Origin of the sequence: Trichloromonas sp. (assembly GCF_034006665.1) — a bacterium.
In the GTDB taxonomy this organism is placed as follows: Bacteria; Desulfobacterota; Desulfuromonadia; order Desulfuromonadales; family Trichloromonadaceae; genus Trichloromonas.
On the sequence record NZ_JAVESI010000001.1, the window covers coordinates 58,804 to 74,190 of the forward strand.

Genomic DNA, 15,387 nt, shown 5'->3' on the forward strand with positions numbered 1-15,387 from the left:
CCGGTTTTTTTCACGGGGCCCCATGGCGCTGCTCAGCCTACTCAAATCCGAACTGAGCGGCCTGTTTGACCTCCTGCTGCCGGCAACCTGTCCCCTCTGCCGCGCCGAGTCGCCACTTATCGCCCCTTTCGGGCTCTGCCCGGAGTGCCTGGCGCAACTCCCCCCTCTTCCCGCCGCCCGCTGTCCCCGCTGCGCGTTGCCTTATGCCACAGCGGACGGCACTCCCCATCTCTGCGAAAGTTGCCTGCGCCGCCCGCCGAACTTTTCACGGGTGGTCGCCGTCGGTCTTTATCACGACCTGTTGCGGGAAAGCATCCACCGCTTCAAATACGAACAGGGGATCGATCTCGATCGCTCCCTGGCGGCATTGCTTGCCCAACGCCTGGCGACGGAAACGCCTGATTTTCGCCCCGAGCTGATCATTCCGGTTCCCCTGCATCTGTCTCGCCTGCAGGAACGGGGCTACAACCAGTCTCTGCTTCTCGCCCGACGCCTCGGCAAAGAGCTACAGGTTCCGACGGCGCCTCGGCGCCTGCGGCGCCGACGCCCCACGCCGCCCCAGCAGGGACTCCCCCTCGCCGCCCGCCGGCATAACCTGTGCGGCGCTTTCGGCCTGAGCGAGCCCTTGCACGGTGAAAGAATCCTGCTCGTCGACGATGTCATGACCACCGGCGCCACCCTGCGGGAATGCGCCAACGTTCTCCATGCCGGCGGCGCCGGCGAAATCCTAGTGGCCGTCATCGGTCGCGCTCCCCGCCACCAATGACCTTCTCCCCGCAGCCCTTTCCGGAGACCCGTGATGATCCCCTGGCAACTGATCGATTCCGCCCCCATCCCCCGTGGAGATGGAGAATTGCAACTTTATCAGCGCGACCGGGAGTTCACCATCAACATCAGTGGCGGCGGGGTACTGATGAGCACCCATGCCCATGCCTCCGAGGATGCCCTGGCCGAGCGGGCCTGCCGTGAAATCGACGGGCGGTCGCGCCCCCGAGTGCTGATCGGCGGTCTCGGCATGGGCTTCACCCTGAGCGCCGCCCTCCGACACCTAGGCCCCGAAGCCGAAGTGGTGGTCGCCGAACTGGTGCCGGCGGTGATCCGCTGGAACCGGGAGATATTGGGGGAGTTTGCCGGACACCCCTTAGAGGATGCCCGAACCCGGGTACGGGAGGGAGATGTAGGAAATGTACTCAAGGAAGAGCGACAGGGCTTCGACGCCATCCTGCTTGATGTCGACAACGGTCCGGCGGGCCTGACCCGCAAAAAAAACAACTGGCTTTACGGTCTGGACGGGCTGGTCGCCGCCTACACCGCCCTGCGCCCCCAGGGCCTGCTGGCCGTCTGGTCAGCCGGTTCCGATCGCGCTTTTCACGAACGCCTGCGCAAGGTCGGTTTCAGCGTCCGCCAAACCCAGGCCCGCGCCCACGGCCACAAGGGCGACCGGCACATCATCTGGCTCGCCGCCCGGGGGGCGTGAACGGGAGGGCACGCCGAGCCTCTCTTTATTGCCCTCGTTACCGGCCCGTGTTATCTATCCCTTCATGAGCGACATTCGTTATTACATCACCGGTCACGGTCTGGGACACGCCAGCCGCTCCTGCCAGATCATCAACACCCTGCGCCGTCGTCATCCGGAAATCTCCGTCGAGGTGGTGTCGACGGCGGCGTCCTGGTTTTTCCGGCGATTTCTCGATAAGTCCGTCCCGGTGCGGCCGCTTGCCCTTGACTTCGGCGTACTGCAACAGGACAGCCTGGTCATGCGCGAGGAAGAGACCTTGCGCGCCTACCGGGCATTCCTGCCTCAGCGGCAACGCTTGACGGTACGGGAAGCGGCCTCGCTGCGAAAAGAGAAGGTCAAACTGGTGGCGGCCGCCTTCGCCGCCGCCGCTGCCGCTGCCGCTGACGTTTATTCAGTGGGGGTTTCCAACTTCACCTGGGACTGGATCTATGCCGGGCTGGCCGAACGCCATAGCGGTTACGACGACGTTCTGCAATCGCTGGAGCAGGACTACCGCAAGGCCGAATTGCTGCTGCGCCTGCCTTTTCACACCCGGGAATCGGTGATCCGCGTCGTTGAGGACCAACCGCTGGTGGCGCGGGTCAGTCCCCACGAAAAAAAGGAGCGGCGAAAGGCGCTGGGACTGCCGGCGGAATGCCGGGTGGGACTGATTTCTTTCGGCGGCTTCGGGCTCAAGGACTTCGACCCCTCCCCTTTGCGTAAACTGGAGGATTGGATCTTCCTGAGTGAAACCCGGCCCGACGGCGCGCCCGCCAATGTGCGGCCGCTGCCGCCGGGGGATTACGCCTATCCCGATCTCGTCCGCGCCGCCGATGTGGTGGTAACCAAACCGGGCTACGGCATCGTCTCCGAATGTCTGGTCAACGGCACCGCCTGTCTCTATACAGGGCGGGGGGATTTCCGCGAGCAGGCGCTCTTGATCGAGGGCCTGCGCCGCTATGGTCGAGCACGGGAGATCGGTAACGATGATTTGCGCCGGGGGAATTGGGGCGCGGCGCTGGCGGATTTACTGGCGCAGCCGGAAGCGGCGGAAGAACTGGCGAGCGGCGGCGACGTGGTCATCGCCGACAAGCTGGCGCGACTGGTGCGCGAGCAAGGCGGGGGCAAAGGATGAGTACCGCCCCCCTGCAACCGGTCTTCGACCGCCTCCTCGCCCATTTCGGCCCGTTGCACTGGTGGCCCGCCGAGAGCCCCTTCGAGGTGGTGATCGGCGCCATCCTCACCCAGAACACCGCCTGGACCAACGTCGAGAAGGCCATCGTAAACCTCCGTCGGGCCGAGGCACTGACCCCAAAGGCGCTGCGCGGCGCGCCCCGCGCGCAACTGGAAGAGTGGATTCACCCGGCCGGCTTCTTCCGCCAGAAGGCCGAGCGCCTGCAGCTCTTTGTCGACTACCTGTTCGACCATCATGACGGCGACCTCGGCCGCCTGCTCGCCGCGCCCCTGCCGGAAGCGCGCCGGGAACTGCTGGCGCTCAAGGGGGTCGGCCCGGAAACGGCTGATTCCATCCTCCTCTACGCCGGGGGGCTCCCCTCTTTCGTGGTCGACGCCTACACCCGCCGCCTCTTCAGCCGCCTCGGCTTGCTCGACGCGACCGCCCCCTACGAAAGCATCCGCGCCTTTTTCATGGAGCGCCTCCCCGCCGAGTCCGACCTCTTCAACGAGTATCACGCCCTCATCGTCGAACAATGCAAACAGCTCTGCCGCAAACGCCAGCCCCTCTGCGCGGACTGCCCGTTGCAAGAGCTCTGCCCCTTCGCCAAATCCCAACAGTAAAAAACCCCCTCCGTGTCAAGGAGGGGGTCGTGTTTTTTTCTTCCGAAAGCAGGAAAAAGGCCCGGACTACGCCTTGGCGAAAGTGTCGATGAGGTAACGGGCGATGCTGCGTTTGGGGGGAAGCAGGGGCAGGGCGTCGACCGGAAACCAGCGGGCATCCTCCAGTTCCTTGGTTTCGATGACGATGTCACCGCCGTCGTAGTCGGCGACGTAACCGGCCATCAGTTGGCTGGGGAAGGGCCAGGACTGGCTGCCGACGTAGCGCAGGTTTTTGATGCGGATGCCGGTCTCTTCCCGCACTTCCCGCACCACCGCCTCCTCCAGGCATTCGCCCATGTCGAGAAAACCCGCCACCAGCCCGTAACGCCCCGCCACCCATTCGGCCTTGCGCACCAGCAGTACCTCGTCATTGCGGCGCACCACAACGATCACGCAGGGATGAATGTGGGGGAAATGGAGGGCGCCGCAGGCGCAGCACTTCTTCCCCCACTCCCCCGGCAGCCGCCCCTGTTCGCCGCCGCACTGGGAACAGCGAGCGCTGTTCTTGTCCCAATAGAGCTGCTGCGCGGCCAAGGCGCCAAGAGAGAGAAGTTCGATGCACAGCCGGGGCTCGGCCGCTTGCAGACTCTCCGGTACAAGCCCCTCCGGCAGAGCGGCGGAACGGGAAACGGCGAGCGCCCGGCAGGGGCGTCCCTGCCAACGTCCGAGATAAATGGCCCCTGAAGGATCGAGCCCGGTCGGCAAGGACACGGGCAACGCCAGATCGTTCAACAATAGCTCGGAGCCGCGCAGCAGCAGCCAGAAACCTTCGCCGCCGGGATCGGCGTCGGGCGATTCCCGGTGCAAGTGGGCTTGCAGGGCTTCGTTGTTGAAAGGGAGATGCAGCGGGGATGGATAGACCTCGGGGAGCGGCGACATGATCTTCTTCTTTCGGATTCAGCGCACGGCCCGACGCCCCTGCCAGAGGAGCAGGGCCAGCTGGGTCTTGCCGTCGGGAATCTCTCCCCGGGCGACCATGGCCAGGGCCTCATCCAGGGGGAGCGGCAGCACTTCGATATACTCCTCCGGCTCCAGCGCCTGGGGGACAGCCTTCAGACCGGTGGCGACGAAGAGATGGATGCGCTCGTCGCAGAAGCCGACCGCCGGCAGCATTTCGCCGAGCTTCTCGACTTGGCCAGCGCGATAACCGACCTCCTCCACCAGTTCCCGCCGCACGCAGGCTTCGGGAGATTCGTTCGGTTCCAGACGCCCGGCGGGGATTTCCAGCAGCATCCCGTTCAAAGCGGAGCGGTACTGGCGAATCAACACTACCCGGCCATCGTCAAGCAGCGGCAGCACAGCGGCGCCGCCGGGATGATGCAGCACCTCGAACTCGGCGCAACGCCCGTTGGGGAGGCGGTGCTCCTCGATGGCCAGGGCGACGATGCGCCCGTCAAAGATTTTTCGTTCAGCGATTTTCATGACGGGACCATAGCAGGTGCCGGCGGAGCCGACAAGGGGGAATCGCCCCATCGCTCTCCGGGAGAGGGGCCAGGGGGAGGGCGCTCAGGGCGTTCCGGCGACTCCGGGCATGATCAGCACCAGCTCGCCGGGGACGACGCGGAAGCTCATGGGCAGCTCGCCGTGGTCATCGCCGTCGATCTGCACCGCCACCCCCGCGCCGCGCACCGTCAGCTCCCGGGCTTTGAAGAGACACGCCCCGGCCGGTTCCAGGGGGAGGTGCAGGACCATGCGCAACAGGGCGTGGAGCAGTGACCAGCGTCCCGGCTTCCGCAACAGGCAGACCTCGAAAATATCGTCGGACAGGGAAGCGCCGGGGGTCAGGGAAAAGCGCCCGCCATAGAGGCGGCCGTTGCCGATGACGACGGTATGGCCGGAAAGAAGCGAGCCGTCTTCGAGCTCTACTTCGATGGGAGGAAAGGGCGGCCCGAAAAAGACCCGCAGGCCGCTGATCCCATAGGCCAGCTTGCCGAGACGGCGCTTGAGGCGCAGATCGACCCGGCGCACCACCTCGGCGTCGAAACCGGCGCCTGCCATAAGGAGAAAGCGCGTCTCCCCCGCCAGCCCGAGGCTGACCGGGGTCGCCGCGCCGTTCAAGGCGACCCGGCAGGCGCCGGGAATATCGAAGGGAATCCCCGCTTCCAGGGCGAAGACGTTGGTCGTCCCCAGCGGGATGAAGGCCAGAGGGAGAGCCGAGGGCGCCAGGCCGTTGATGACTTCGTTGAGGGTGCCGTCGCCACCGGCGGCGACGAGCAGATCGATGTCGCCGGACTTCGCCTCCCGGGCGAAACGGGCGGCATCCCCCCGGGCGCCGGTGAGCCGCAGCTCAACCCGGTCGCCCCTGGCGGCGAGACCTTCCCGGGCCTGATGAATCTTGGCCAGGGCGTCGCCGCCGGCCACGGGATTGGCGATCAGCAAGATGCGCCGGGGCGCGTGACGTTCATCGGACATCAGAAAGAATCCTTGGACGATTTAACAGGCTGATGAAAAACACCCATCTGCGGCGTTGTCCTCATCCCTCGTCAACGACGTACCTTCCAGGTACGCCTTATTCCTCAGGATTTCGTCCGCCTTGCATCTGGGCATTTTTGATCAGCCTTGGAAAACGAGTTTTTGAACAACCTGTTAAAGGGGTGACGCCCTACTGATTCCTCGGCTAATCGGCGCGAACCCGGTCAGTTCGCCGCCGTTCCCGCCGCAACCGGCTTGCTCTGCACCAGCCGCGCAACCTCCCCGTCGGGGAGGCCGAGATTGCGGGCGCGCAGCGACAGGATACCGGTCTGCACATAGGCCAGCAAGCGCTTTTCCATCTCTTTGGCCAAGTCTTTCTCATCCCGATAGCGATCCTCGCTGCCGACGGGAGGAAAGCCCAGATCGTAGCGATAGATCTCCGGCTTCTCCTTGGGCGCGACGAGCAGCAGCCGATCCCCTTCGATGAGCGCCACCAGCTCCTCCCCCCCGGAAGGCTTGATCACGGCGAAACCTTCGTCTTGCAAGGTCGGCGAAAAGAGATTGCGACCCCAGCCCTGGTGCGGTGCATTCACCCCGAGCAGTCCGAGGACACTCGGGCCGATATCGACCTGACTGGCGACCGTCCGCCGCCGCAGTCCCGGTTCGTCAAGCAATCCCGGGGCATAAAAGAGGAGGGGCACGTGGAAGCGCCCCAGGGCCATGGGGGTGATCATCGGCGGATAACCGAAACCGTGATCGCCGGTAACGACGAAGAGGGTATCCTTGAAATAGTCTTCCTTCTCCGCCATGCGGAAAAACTCCCCCAACGCCCAGTCGGCGTAGCGCATGCCGTTATAGCGCCCTTCGTAGCCGTCGTCGCTGCGAATCCGCTCAAAGGGCAAGGGTTCCGGTAGATTGAAGGGGGCGTGGTTGGAAAGGGTCAGGATGCTGCCGAAGAAGGGGCCCTGGGCCGCCAGCGCCTTGAATTCTTCGTTGGCCCGGGCATAGACGTCGTAGTCCGAGACTCCCCAGACGGGATCGACGAAGGTCGGGTTGACATAGTCGTCGGTGCCGACGAAACGATCGATACCATGCTGACGGAGAAAGCCCTCCTTGTTGTCCCAGGACAACAGGCCATTGTAGAGAAAAATCGAGTCGTAGCCGCGCCGACTCAGCAGGGTCGGCAAACCGGAAAATTCCTGGCTGGCCTCCATCATCTTCATCAGATATTCGTAACCGGGCAGATTGGGGAAAGAAGTCAGCGTCGCGTAAACCCCCTGATGGGTGTGGGTGCCGTTGGAAAAGGCCCGCTCGAAGAGGATGCCCCCTTCCGCCAGGCGGTCGAACTCGGGAGTCAACGGCCTCTCGGCCCCCATGGCGCCAACAAAGCGGGCGGAAAAGCTCTCCATGAGAATCACCACCACATTGAGCGGCCGGCCATCCCCCAGGGGCGCGGCTTGCGGTTCGGCGCGCAACAACGGATGCTGTTCATCCGCCAGCGACGTCTCGCCGGGCAGCGCCAGCATGGCGCGACTGGTGGCCAACGCCTCGTCGGCGGGGAGCGACTTGGCCCAGAAGGCCTGCTTGCTGTAGATCTTGTCCCAGCCGCTGCGCCCCAGGGTGAAGAGACCGTTCAACGCCAGATGATTGGCGAAGGTCGATTCGGAAAAGAAGGCATCCCCCCAGCGCAGGGGTTCACCGGTGATGCCGCCACGCAGAACCACAACCATCGCCGCCAGGGTCAGCGTCGTACCCATGATCCGCAGCAGGGCGCCTCGGGGCGATTCGGCGTCTGTCGGCGCGGCGAGATAGCGGCGAAACAGGCGGCGCAGAACCACGGCCATTACCGCCGCGAAAAGCAGCCAGAGGAGCGTATAACGAACCACCGGATAGCCCTCCCAGATCATTTCTCCGACAATTTTTGGATGGCTGAGATATTCGTAAACCAGCGCGTTGTAACGGCTTTCAAATTCAACGTAGAATTCGGCCTCAGAGATCCCGAGCAGCAGCAGGGCGGCGGTCAAAATTCCGAGACCGAAAACGAGCCGTCCGCGCCACCGCTGGGACAGCCCGAGCAGCAGCAGAAAGAGCGGGATCAACAGATATGAAGCAACCGCCAGATCGAAGCGTGCGCCGATCAAAAAACTTTTCAGCAACTCGCCGGTTGCCACCCCTTCGGCCAGATTGGTGTTACGCACCAGCAGCACCAGGCGCAGGGCCGCGAAGAGCCCCGCCAGCAGCAGATAAAGTCCGGCGATGAAGCGAACCTCGCCGGGAAAAAGTCGAGAAATCCCTTGCAGCAATCTCGCCATGCGGAAACGTTCCTTTCACGCGGCGCCCCCGCCTTTTCGGCGAAGTCGAAATCCAAATCAAAAAATGGGGCCTTTAAACAATTTAAAGGCCCCGGAGGCAAAAATGAGAGCGTTGTCGGCTCTTATTTATAGATAAAGCAATATATCTGCCAAAACCCTAACTTGCCGCAATTCCATAAAAAATCTTTTTCCGGTGGTTTCCGGCGTACAAATTTTTCAACACGGAGCCATCGCCCCGGAAGCCGGCCGCCCAATATTTGTACCCCTCACTCCTCACTCACCATTCCGTACTTCCTCAACTTGTACTGCAAATTGCTGCGGCTGACACCGAGCAGTTCGGCGGCCTGGGCCTGCACCCCCCGGGCGCGGACCAGGGCCTGACGGATCAGGCGCTCCTCCATTTCGTCGAGCTGCTCGGGAAGCGGCCGCCCCAGTTCGGGAAAAACCGTCGCGACGCTTTCGACCGCCCGCCCGGAAAGCGACTCGGGAAGGTCCTCCGGCCGTAAGGTATCGCCAGTGCAGAAGAGGGCGCCGCGTTCGATGATGTTGCGCAGCTCACGCACGTTCCCCGGCCAGGGATGGGCCCGGAGGATGGCGAGAGCCTCGGGGGCGATGGCGCGGATGCGCCGCCCCAGCTCGTTACCGAAACGCTGGAGGAAATGGAGCGCGAGCAGGGGGATGTCTTCGCTCCGTCGGCGCAGGGGCGGAACTTCGAGGGTGACGACATTGAGCCGGTAATAAAGGTCTTCACGAAAGGCCCCCGCCGCGATCATTGTCGGCAGCTCGCGATTGCTGGCGGCGACGATGCGCACGTCGCTCTCGATTTCCGCCGTCCCCCCGACCCGGCGGAATTTCCGCTCCTGCAAGACCCGCAGCAACTTGGGTTGCAATGCCAGGGGGAATTCGCCGATCTCGTCGAGAAGCAACGTACCGCCGTCGGCCACTTCGAGCAGGCCGCGCTTACGCTCGACGGCGCCGGTGAAGGCCCCGCGCTCGTGGCCGAAGAGTTCACTTTCGAGCAGGCTTTCGGTGAGAGCGGCACAGTTGATCGTCACCAGCGGCCCCTTGGCGCGGGGGCCGGCGCGATGCAGGGTGCGGGCCACCAGCTCCTTGCCGGTACCGCTTTCGCCGGTGATCAGGACCGAGGCCCGGGCCGGCGCCACCCGCGCGATGTCGGCCAGCAGCTTGCGAATCGCCGGACTCTCGCCGAGCAGCTCGCGCTCTCCGGCCCGTTCGAGCTGCCGACGCAGCACCTGGTTTTCCGTGCGCAGACGGGCGTCTTCCAGGGCTTTTTCGACGACCAGCAGAATTTCGTCATTCTTGAAGGGTTTCAGGAGATAATCGAAAGCCCCGGCCTTCATCGCCGCCAGCGCCGTCTCCACCGTGGCGAAGGCGGTCAGCACCACGAAGGGAACGTCCCCGACCTCCCGCCGCACCTCTTCGAGAAAAGCCAGGCCGTCCATGCGCGGCATCCGCAGATCGGAGAGGATCAGCGCCACGCTTTCGCGGCCGAGCAGTTCCAGCCCGGCAAAGGGGTTATCCGCCGTCGACACCCGATGGCCGGCATCTTCCAGCAGGTGCGCGAGGACCGTGCGGTAATTCTTTTCGTCATCGACCACCAGGATATGGGCCATGGGCTATTCCTCCAAAACCGGCAGGCAGACGGTAAAGACCGCCCCCGCCCCGGGCGCGCTGCGCACCCCCAGCTTGCCGCCGTGGGCCTCGACGATGCGAACGGCGTTGGCCAGCCCCAGCCCCGTCCCCTGATCTTTCGTGGTGAAGAAGGGATCGAAGATCTTGCCGTGCAGCTCCGGCGCGATACCGCAGCCGTCATCCTCCACCTCCAGACAGGCCCGCTCCCCCTGACGGCCGGCCCGCAACCGGATGTGCCCGTTGGCGCCGACCGCCGCCAGGGCATTGAGCAGCAAATTGAGTAGCACCTGCTGCATCAGGTCGCCGTCGACGGCGGCGAAGAGGGGTGTCGTCTCCTCCTCGACTTCGAGCGTTGTCCCCTGCTGCCTGGCCAGCCCCTCGCCATGGGCGGCCACCCGCCGCAATAGGGCACGCAGATCGGTGGGGCTCGGTACCGGCTCGGCGGGACGGCCGAAGGCGATGAAATCGGTCACCAGGCCGTTGATGCGGGAACTTTCTTCCTGGATGATGTCGAGCAACTGGCGCACGCTGTCGGAAGTGCCGGCGAGTTTTCTGTCGATGAGCTGTGCCGAGGAAGAGATAATCCCGAGCGGATTGCGGATCTCATGGGCGATCCCCGCCGACATTTCCCCCAGGGCGGCCAGCCGTTCGCTGCGCCGCAGGGAGTCCTCGGCGGCTTCCAGCCGGGCTAGAGACTCCTTCAGCGCCGTCTGATTGTCCAGCAATCGCTCATTCAGCTCTTTTTCCGCCGCCAGCTGCCGCCGATGGCTGTCGGAAAAACTCTGCACCAGCAGCCCGACGATGAAGAAGGTGATGCCGAAGACGAGAAATTCCGGCAGCTCTTCGTGCCGCTGCTTTGGGTCGAGGTAGAGGGCCGCGGGAATCTGGCTGAAAAAGAGAACCGTCGCCAGGGTACAGGTCAACAGGGTCAGGCGCAGGTTGAGATTGGAGGCGGCGACCGTGATGGGGAGGAAATAGACGATCCAGTAGACACTCTCCTCCTCGCTGGTGGTCGCCCAGATGATCAGGGTGCAAAGAAGCAGATAGAGGCCGACATGGGCCATCATCAGCCCAGCGGACTGGATCTGTTCGATGGTGAAACGGCGGTCGGTGACCAGATGGTAGCCGGCAAGCAGGGCGAAGGGCAGGGCATCGAGCAGCAGATCTTCCCCTTTGCTGAAGAGGCAGAGCAGGACGATGAGCAGGGCCAGGATCAGGCTTTTGGTCAGGCGCCCGGCGGGGGAATAGAGAAAGGTGCTCAATGGCCCTCCGTCATTGCGTCAGCTCTTCTGCCCTTGCCGCCGCAGCAGGTCACCGGCCTGAGCCCCGACCGGCAGCGCCATGAGGATGCGCCCGTTCGGCTGACCGGCAGCCAGGGATTCGCCCGTTTCGCTTCGCAGTTCGCCGACGGTGAAGCTCCCCTGGCGCATGCCCGGCCCGATCAGTTCCAGCGTCTCGCCGGGAAAGAAGCGGTTGCGTCCCTCCACCAGCACCCGACCGTCAGCGAAACATTCGCGCACCACACCGACGAAATCGTAGGTGCGGCGATATTTGGAGTCGGCGGTGTGCACCCTGGCTTCCGCTCCACCGAAGAGAAAGCCGGTATCGTAAGGCCGATGGCTGACTTTTTCCAACTCCTCAAGCCAGAGAGGATCGCAGCGGTAGTTTGACGGATCGTCCCGGTAGCGGTCAAGGGCCGCCCGATAGACCCGGGTGACCGCTGCCAGATAGTAGACCGTCTTCATCCGCCCTTCGATCTTCAGGCTGTGGACCCCCGCCTTGATGAGCGCGGGCAGATGCTCGATCAGGCAGAGGTCGCGACTGTTGAGCAGATAGCTGCCCCGGTCATCCTCCTCGATGGGAAAATATTCCCCGGGGCGGGTCTCCTCGACCAGGGCGTAGCGCCAACGGCAGGGATGGGCGCAGGCCCCCTGGTTGGCGCTGCGGCCGGTCATGGCCGCCGAGAGCAGACAGCGCCCGGAATAGGCGACGCACATGGCGCCATGGACGAAAACCTCCAGTTCCACCTCCGTTTCCCGGCGAATGGCGGCGATCTCATCCAGGGACAATTCCCGGGCGAGATTGATTCGCCGCGCTCCCGCCGCCGCCCAGAAACGGGCCGCCGCGCCGTTGGTGGTATTGGCCTGGGTCGAAAGGTGGATTTCCCGACCCGGATCGAGTTGCCGGATCAAGGCGAGGACACCGGGGTCGGCAACGATATAGGCGTCGAAATCGAGAGGCCTCAAAGCTTCAAGATAGGCTTGCAGCCGAGGCAGATCCGCTTGGCGCAGGTAGGCGTTGAGGGTCAGGTAAAGGCGCTTGCCCCGGCGCTGGGCTAGTTCCCGGGCCCGGGCCAGGGCATCGAGATCGAATTTGCCCGCGGGGGCGCGCAGGCCGAAATCATCGCCGCCGAGATAGGCGGCATCGGCCCCGTAGTCGAAAGCCACCCGGAGTTTTTCCGGGTCGCCGGCGGGAGCTAGCAGTTCAGGGAAAGACAGTTTTTCCGGCCTGCCGGCGGGAGCGAGCAGTTCGGGGATGAATAGTTTTTCCGGCTCGCCGGCGGGAGCCAGCAGTTCGGGGAGAGACATGTTCTCTTTCATCCTTTTCGGGAAATGCTCGGAGAATACCACATAATCCGCCGGAAATGGCAAGGACCTGTCCGAACGACGACGGCGGTGAAAATCCGTTCCATCTTGACAAGGGCTTAAAAAATTTATATTTTTTTAGCTATTGCGCGCGGCGACGCGATTTTTTTATGAGGGAGGGAAACCGCATGTTTCATCATCTCGGCATCCTGCTTTTGTCGGTTCTTCTTCTGACCGGGCTGACCGCTTGCCTCGCTCCCCGTCCGACCGTCGATCTCACCCCGATCGAAGGGGATCTTAAGGATTTAGGCCAGGAGCAACGACGGCTGGCCGAGCGCCTCGACGGACAGGAGAGCCGACTGGCGAATCTCGAAGAACGGCTGCAAGCTCAGGAAGAACGCTTGAGCGCCCCAGCATCGGCAGAACCGGAAGCCAAAAAAGTCACCGCCGAGCGGGAAATGACGCCCCCGCCCGCGATCATCGCCCCCGCCCCTGCAGACGATACAGGGCCGGACAGCGCCGCCGAACTCTACCGCCAATCCTTTTCCCACTACGCCGCCGGCCGCTTCGCGCGGGGGGTCGACGGCTTTCAGGACTTCCTGCGGCAATATCCCGAGCATGAATATACCGGCCACGCCAAATATTGGCTCGGAGAATGCTTCTACAGCCAGCAACGATACGAAGAGGCGGTCGCGGCCTACAAACGCGCGGTGGAAAATCACCCAAAGGGGAGCAAGGCTCCCGACGCCCTGCTCAAAATGTCCGAAGCCTTGAAACAGCTGGGACAAACCCAACATGCCGACGCCGCGTTGCAGGCCCTGAGCAGTCGCTATCCGGAGAGCCGGGCGGCACACAGCCTCAACCGGAACTGACTTTCGTCACACCTCAACCTGGGGGAATTCATGCGCCTCGCCAAACCCACCCTGCTGCTCGCCCTGCTCCTCTGGCCCCTCTTTACCTTCGCCCAGGGGGAAATACAGACCTACGTCATCAAGAAGGGGGATACCCTCTGGGGGATCTCCCAACGGTTTCTCAAGGATCCCTATTACTGGCCCAGCCTGTGGTCCAACAACCCGGATCTGACCAATCCCCACCTGATCTACCCCGGCCAGGAAATCACCATCTACGATGGCCGCGTGCAACTGGTGCCGGTCGCCGAAACTGCGGCGGAAATCACCGAACCGGCGCCTCCGCCGGAGCCGGTCGAGGAAACGACCATCACCATCCAGCAAGGGGGACGCGGCTTCGTCAGCGAGGATGAATTCAACGCCGCCGGCACCCTGGTCGACACCACCGACAACCGCCTGCTCATCGCCAGCGGCGAAACGGTCTTTCTCGACATCAAGAACTTGGAATCGGTGCAGCCCGGCGACCTTTACTCCCTCTTCGACGTCGGCGAGCCGGTCACTCATCCCCAAACCGGCCGAAAGGTCGGCTATTTGGTCGAGGATATCGGGACGGTGCGCATCGTTACCGTCAATGAAGAAGTGGCGACGGGGGAAATCGACAAGGCCTACCAGGAGATCGAGCGCGGCGCCCGGCTGCGTCCCTACCAGCCGGCTCCGGCCTCCATCGACCTGAAGCGGGCCACCAGCGCCCTGACTGGCACCCTGATCGAAGCCCACGACAGTAAACTCGCCCTGAGCCAGTACGACATCGTCTATCTCGATCTCGGCAGCGACGACGGCCTGCAGGTCGGCAACCTGCTCAACATCACCCGCCCCCGGGACGCCTCGGCCATGGGGTTGAACACCTCGGGGCTCAAACTCCCCGATGTTCTCCTCGGCGCGGCCGTGGTCATCGAGACCCACCCCCGTGCCGCCGCCGCGCTGGTGCTGAAAATCGCCGAACCCCTCTACCGCGGGGATCGCATGTCGACGGTCATGGAATAGACCGGAAACAAACGGTCATAGATTGCAAAGAAGGATTGAGGGAGACTTCAATCCTTCTTTAATTTTGCGAACGCATGGAGGGATTGATGCCGACGGCTATGGAACGCGCCTGGCTGCGCCTGCATCTCACCCGGGGATTGGGACGCGTCGGACTGAACCGGCTGATGGCGGCCTTCGCCTCCCCCGAGGCGATTCTCGCCGCCGTCCCCCGGGACTGGACCCGCCGGGCGGGGATCCGGCCAGCGGTGGCTGAAGCCCTGCCCGCCGCCGATGCCCCGCTTCTGCGCCAGGCCGAGGAGTTGCTGGAGCGCGACGACGTGCGCCTCATCAGCTTCTGGGATGAAGCGGACTACCCTCCCCTGCTGCGCCAGCTGCCCGACCCGCCCGCCCTGCTCTACCGGCGCGGCCAACTTACCGATCAGCCGGCCCTGGCGGTGGTCGGCGCCCGCCAGGCAACGACGGCCGGACGGCGCCTCACCGACGAAATCTGCGCCGAACTCGCCGCGCGCGGGATCGCCATTGTCAGTGGCCTCGCCCGTGGTATCGATACGGCGGCCCACGAAGGGGCCCTGCGCGGGTCGGGACAGACCGTCGCCGTGCTCGGCTGCGGCATCGATCAGGTCTATCCCCCCGAGAACCGCCGCCTCTTCCAGCGCATCGCCGAAGAAGGGGCACTGCTCTCCGAATATCCCCCCGGAACGGCCCCGCTGGCTGGACATTTTCCCGCCCGCAACCGCATTATCAGCGGCCTCGCCCAAGGGGTGCTGATCGTCGAGGCGGCCGAGGGGAGCGGTTCGCTGATCACCGCCGACTTCGCCCTGGAACAAGGGCGCGAGGTCTTCGCCGTGCCTGGGCCGGTCTACGCCGAAACAAGCGGCGGGGTCAACCGCCTGCTCAAAGAGGGCGCCCATCTGGTCACCGAACCCGCCGACATCCTCGAAGTCCTTTGGCCAGGAACCCCATCCCGCGGGCAACGGCAAAAGGAAGAGTCCCTCCTGGAAAAGCTCTCAGGAACGGCCCTGACCGTCTATCGGAACCTCGGCCGGGAACCGCTCCACATCGATGAATTAGCGCGGAAAACCGGCTTGACACCCATGGAGCTTTCCGCTATTTTGTTGCACCTGGAACTCCGGGGGGGGGTTGAACAGATCCCCGGAATGCGCTATCTGCGCGGCCGGGAAGCCTGAAACCGACAACGA

Annotated in this window: 14 protein-coding genes; 7 read left to right on the forward strand and 7 right to left on the reverse strand. The window is 64.0% G+C overall.

Annotated features, from left to right (window positions below):
* The first annotated feature begins 22 nt into the window (after positions 1–22).
* The 4 genes from RBR25_RS00285 to RBR25_RS00300 all read left to right on the forward strand — a co-directional run bounded on the left by RBR25_RS00285 (position 23) and on the right by RBR25_RS00300 (position 3,295).
* The gene (locus RBR25_RS00285; RefSeq protein ID WP_432817516.1) at positions 23–766 is read left to right on the forward strand and encodes a ComF family protein; all 744 of its coding nucleotides are present in this window, start codon (positions 23–25) and stop codon (positions 764–766) included.
* A 33-nt stretch (positions 767–799) separates the two neighbouring features.
* A complete protein-coding gene (locus tag RBR25_RS00290) occupies positions 800–1,477 on the forward strand; it encodes a spermidine synthase (protein WP_432817517.1) in 678 nt (225 codons plus the stop codon).
* A gap of 64 nt (positions 1,478–1,541) precedes the next feature.
* Positions 1,542–2,633: a hypothetical protein gene (locus tag RBR25_RS00295; RefSeq protein WP_432817518.1), complete on the forward strand. Its 1,092-nt coding sequence runs from the start codon at positions 1,542–1,544 to the stop codon at positions 2,631–2,633.
* Positions 2,630–3,295, forward strand: a complete 666-nt coding sequence (locus RBR25_RS00300) for an endonuclease III domain-containing protein (protein ID WP_432817519.1) — start codon at positions 2,630–2,632, stop codon at positions 3,293–3,295. The genes RBR25_RS00295 and RBR25_RS00300 overlap by 4 nt, the downstream gene beginning before the upstream one ends.
* Before the next feature lie 66 nt (positions 3,296–3,361).
* On the opposite strand, the gene nudC is transcribed toward RBR25_RS00300, so the two are convergent.
* The 7 genes from nudC to RBR25_RS00335 all read right to left on the reverse strand — a co-directional run bounded on the left by nudC (position 3,362) and on the right by RBR25_RS00335 (position 12,209).
* Positions 3,362–4,213, reverse strand: coding sequence for an NAD(+) diphosphatase (gene nudC, locus RBR25_RS00305; protein WP_432817520.1), 852 nt, complete (start codon positions 4,211–4,213; stop codon positions 3,362–3,364).
* 18 nt (positions 4,214–4,231) lie between these two features.
* A complete protein-coding gene (locus tag RBR25_RS00310; protein ID WP_432817521.1) occupies positions 4,232–4,807 on the reverse strand; it encodes an NUDIX hydrolase in 576 nt (191 codons plus the stop codon).
* A 33-nt stretch (positions 4,808–4,840) separates the two neighbouring features.
* Positions 4,841–5,746 carry a diacylglycerol/lipid kinase family protein gene (locus RBR25_RS00315; RefSeq protein WP_432817522.1) on the reverse strand — a complete coding sequence of 302 codons (906 nt, stop codon included), beginning with the start codon at positions 5,744–5,746 and terminating at the stop codon, positions 4,841–4,843.
* A gap of 224 nt (positions 5,747–5,970) precedes the next feature.
* Positions 5,971–8,058 (reverse strand): LTA synthase family protein, encoded by a 2,088-nt coding sequence (locus RBR25_RS00320; protein WP_432817523.1) that lies wholly within the window; start codon positions 8,056–8,058, stop codon positions 5,971–5,973.
* Positions 8,059–8,324: 266 nt separating this feature from the next.
* Positions 8,325–9,692 carry a sigma-54-dependent transcriptional regulator gene (locus RBR25_RS00325; RefSeq protein WP_432817524.1) on the reverse strand — a complete coding sequence of 456 codons (1,368 nt, stop codon included), beginning with the start codon at positions 9,690–9,692 and terminating at the stop codon, positions 8,325–8,327.
* 3 nt (positions 9,693–9,695) lie between these two features.
* On the reverse strand, positions 9,696–10,973 hold the full coding sequence (locus RBR25_RS00330) for a sensor histidine kinase (protein WP_432817525.1): 1,278 nt from the start codon (positions 10,971–10,973) through the stop codon (positions 9,696–9,698).
* Between the two features lie 18 nt (positions 10,974–10,991).
* Positions 10,992–12,209, reverse strand: coding sequence for a peptidase U32 family protein (locus tag RBR25_RS00335; protein ID WP_432817710.1), 1,218 nt, complete (start codon positions 12,207–12,209; stop codon positions 10,992–10,994).
* Between the two features lie 275 nt (positions 12,210–12,484).
* Here RBR25_RS00335 and ybgF point away from each other — a divergent pair, with 275 nt between their 5' ends.
* The 3 genes from ybgF to dprA all read left to right on the forward strand — a co-directional run bounded on the left by ybgF (position 12,485) and on the right by dprA (position 15,375).
* The gene (ybgF, locus tag RBR25_RS00340) at positions 12,485–13,168 is read left to right on the forward strand and encodes a tol-pal system protein YbgF (protein WP_432817526.1); all 684 of its coding nucleotides are present in this window, start codon (positions 12,485–12,487) and stop codon (positions 13,166–13,168) included.
* Between the two features lie 30 nt (positions 13,169–13,198).
* On the forward strand, positions 13,199–14,188 hold the full coding sequence (locus RBR25_RS00345) for a LysM peptidoglycan-binding domain-containing protein (protein ID WP_432817527.1): 990 nt from the start codon (positions 13,199–13,201) through the stop codon (positions 14,186–14,188).
* An 86-nt stretch (positions 14,189–14,274) separates the two neighbouring features.
* The gene (gene dprA / locus RBR25_RS00350; RefSeq protein WP_432817528.1) at positions 14,275–15,375 is read left to right on the forward strand and encodes a DNA-processing protein DprA; all 1,101 of its coding nucleotides are present in this window, start codon (positions 14,275–14,277) and stop codon (positions 15,373–15,375) included.
* Positions 15,376–15,387 lie beyond the last annotated feature (12 nt).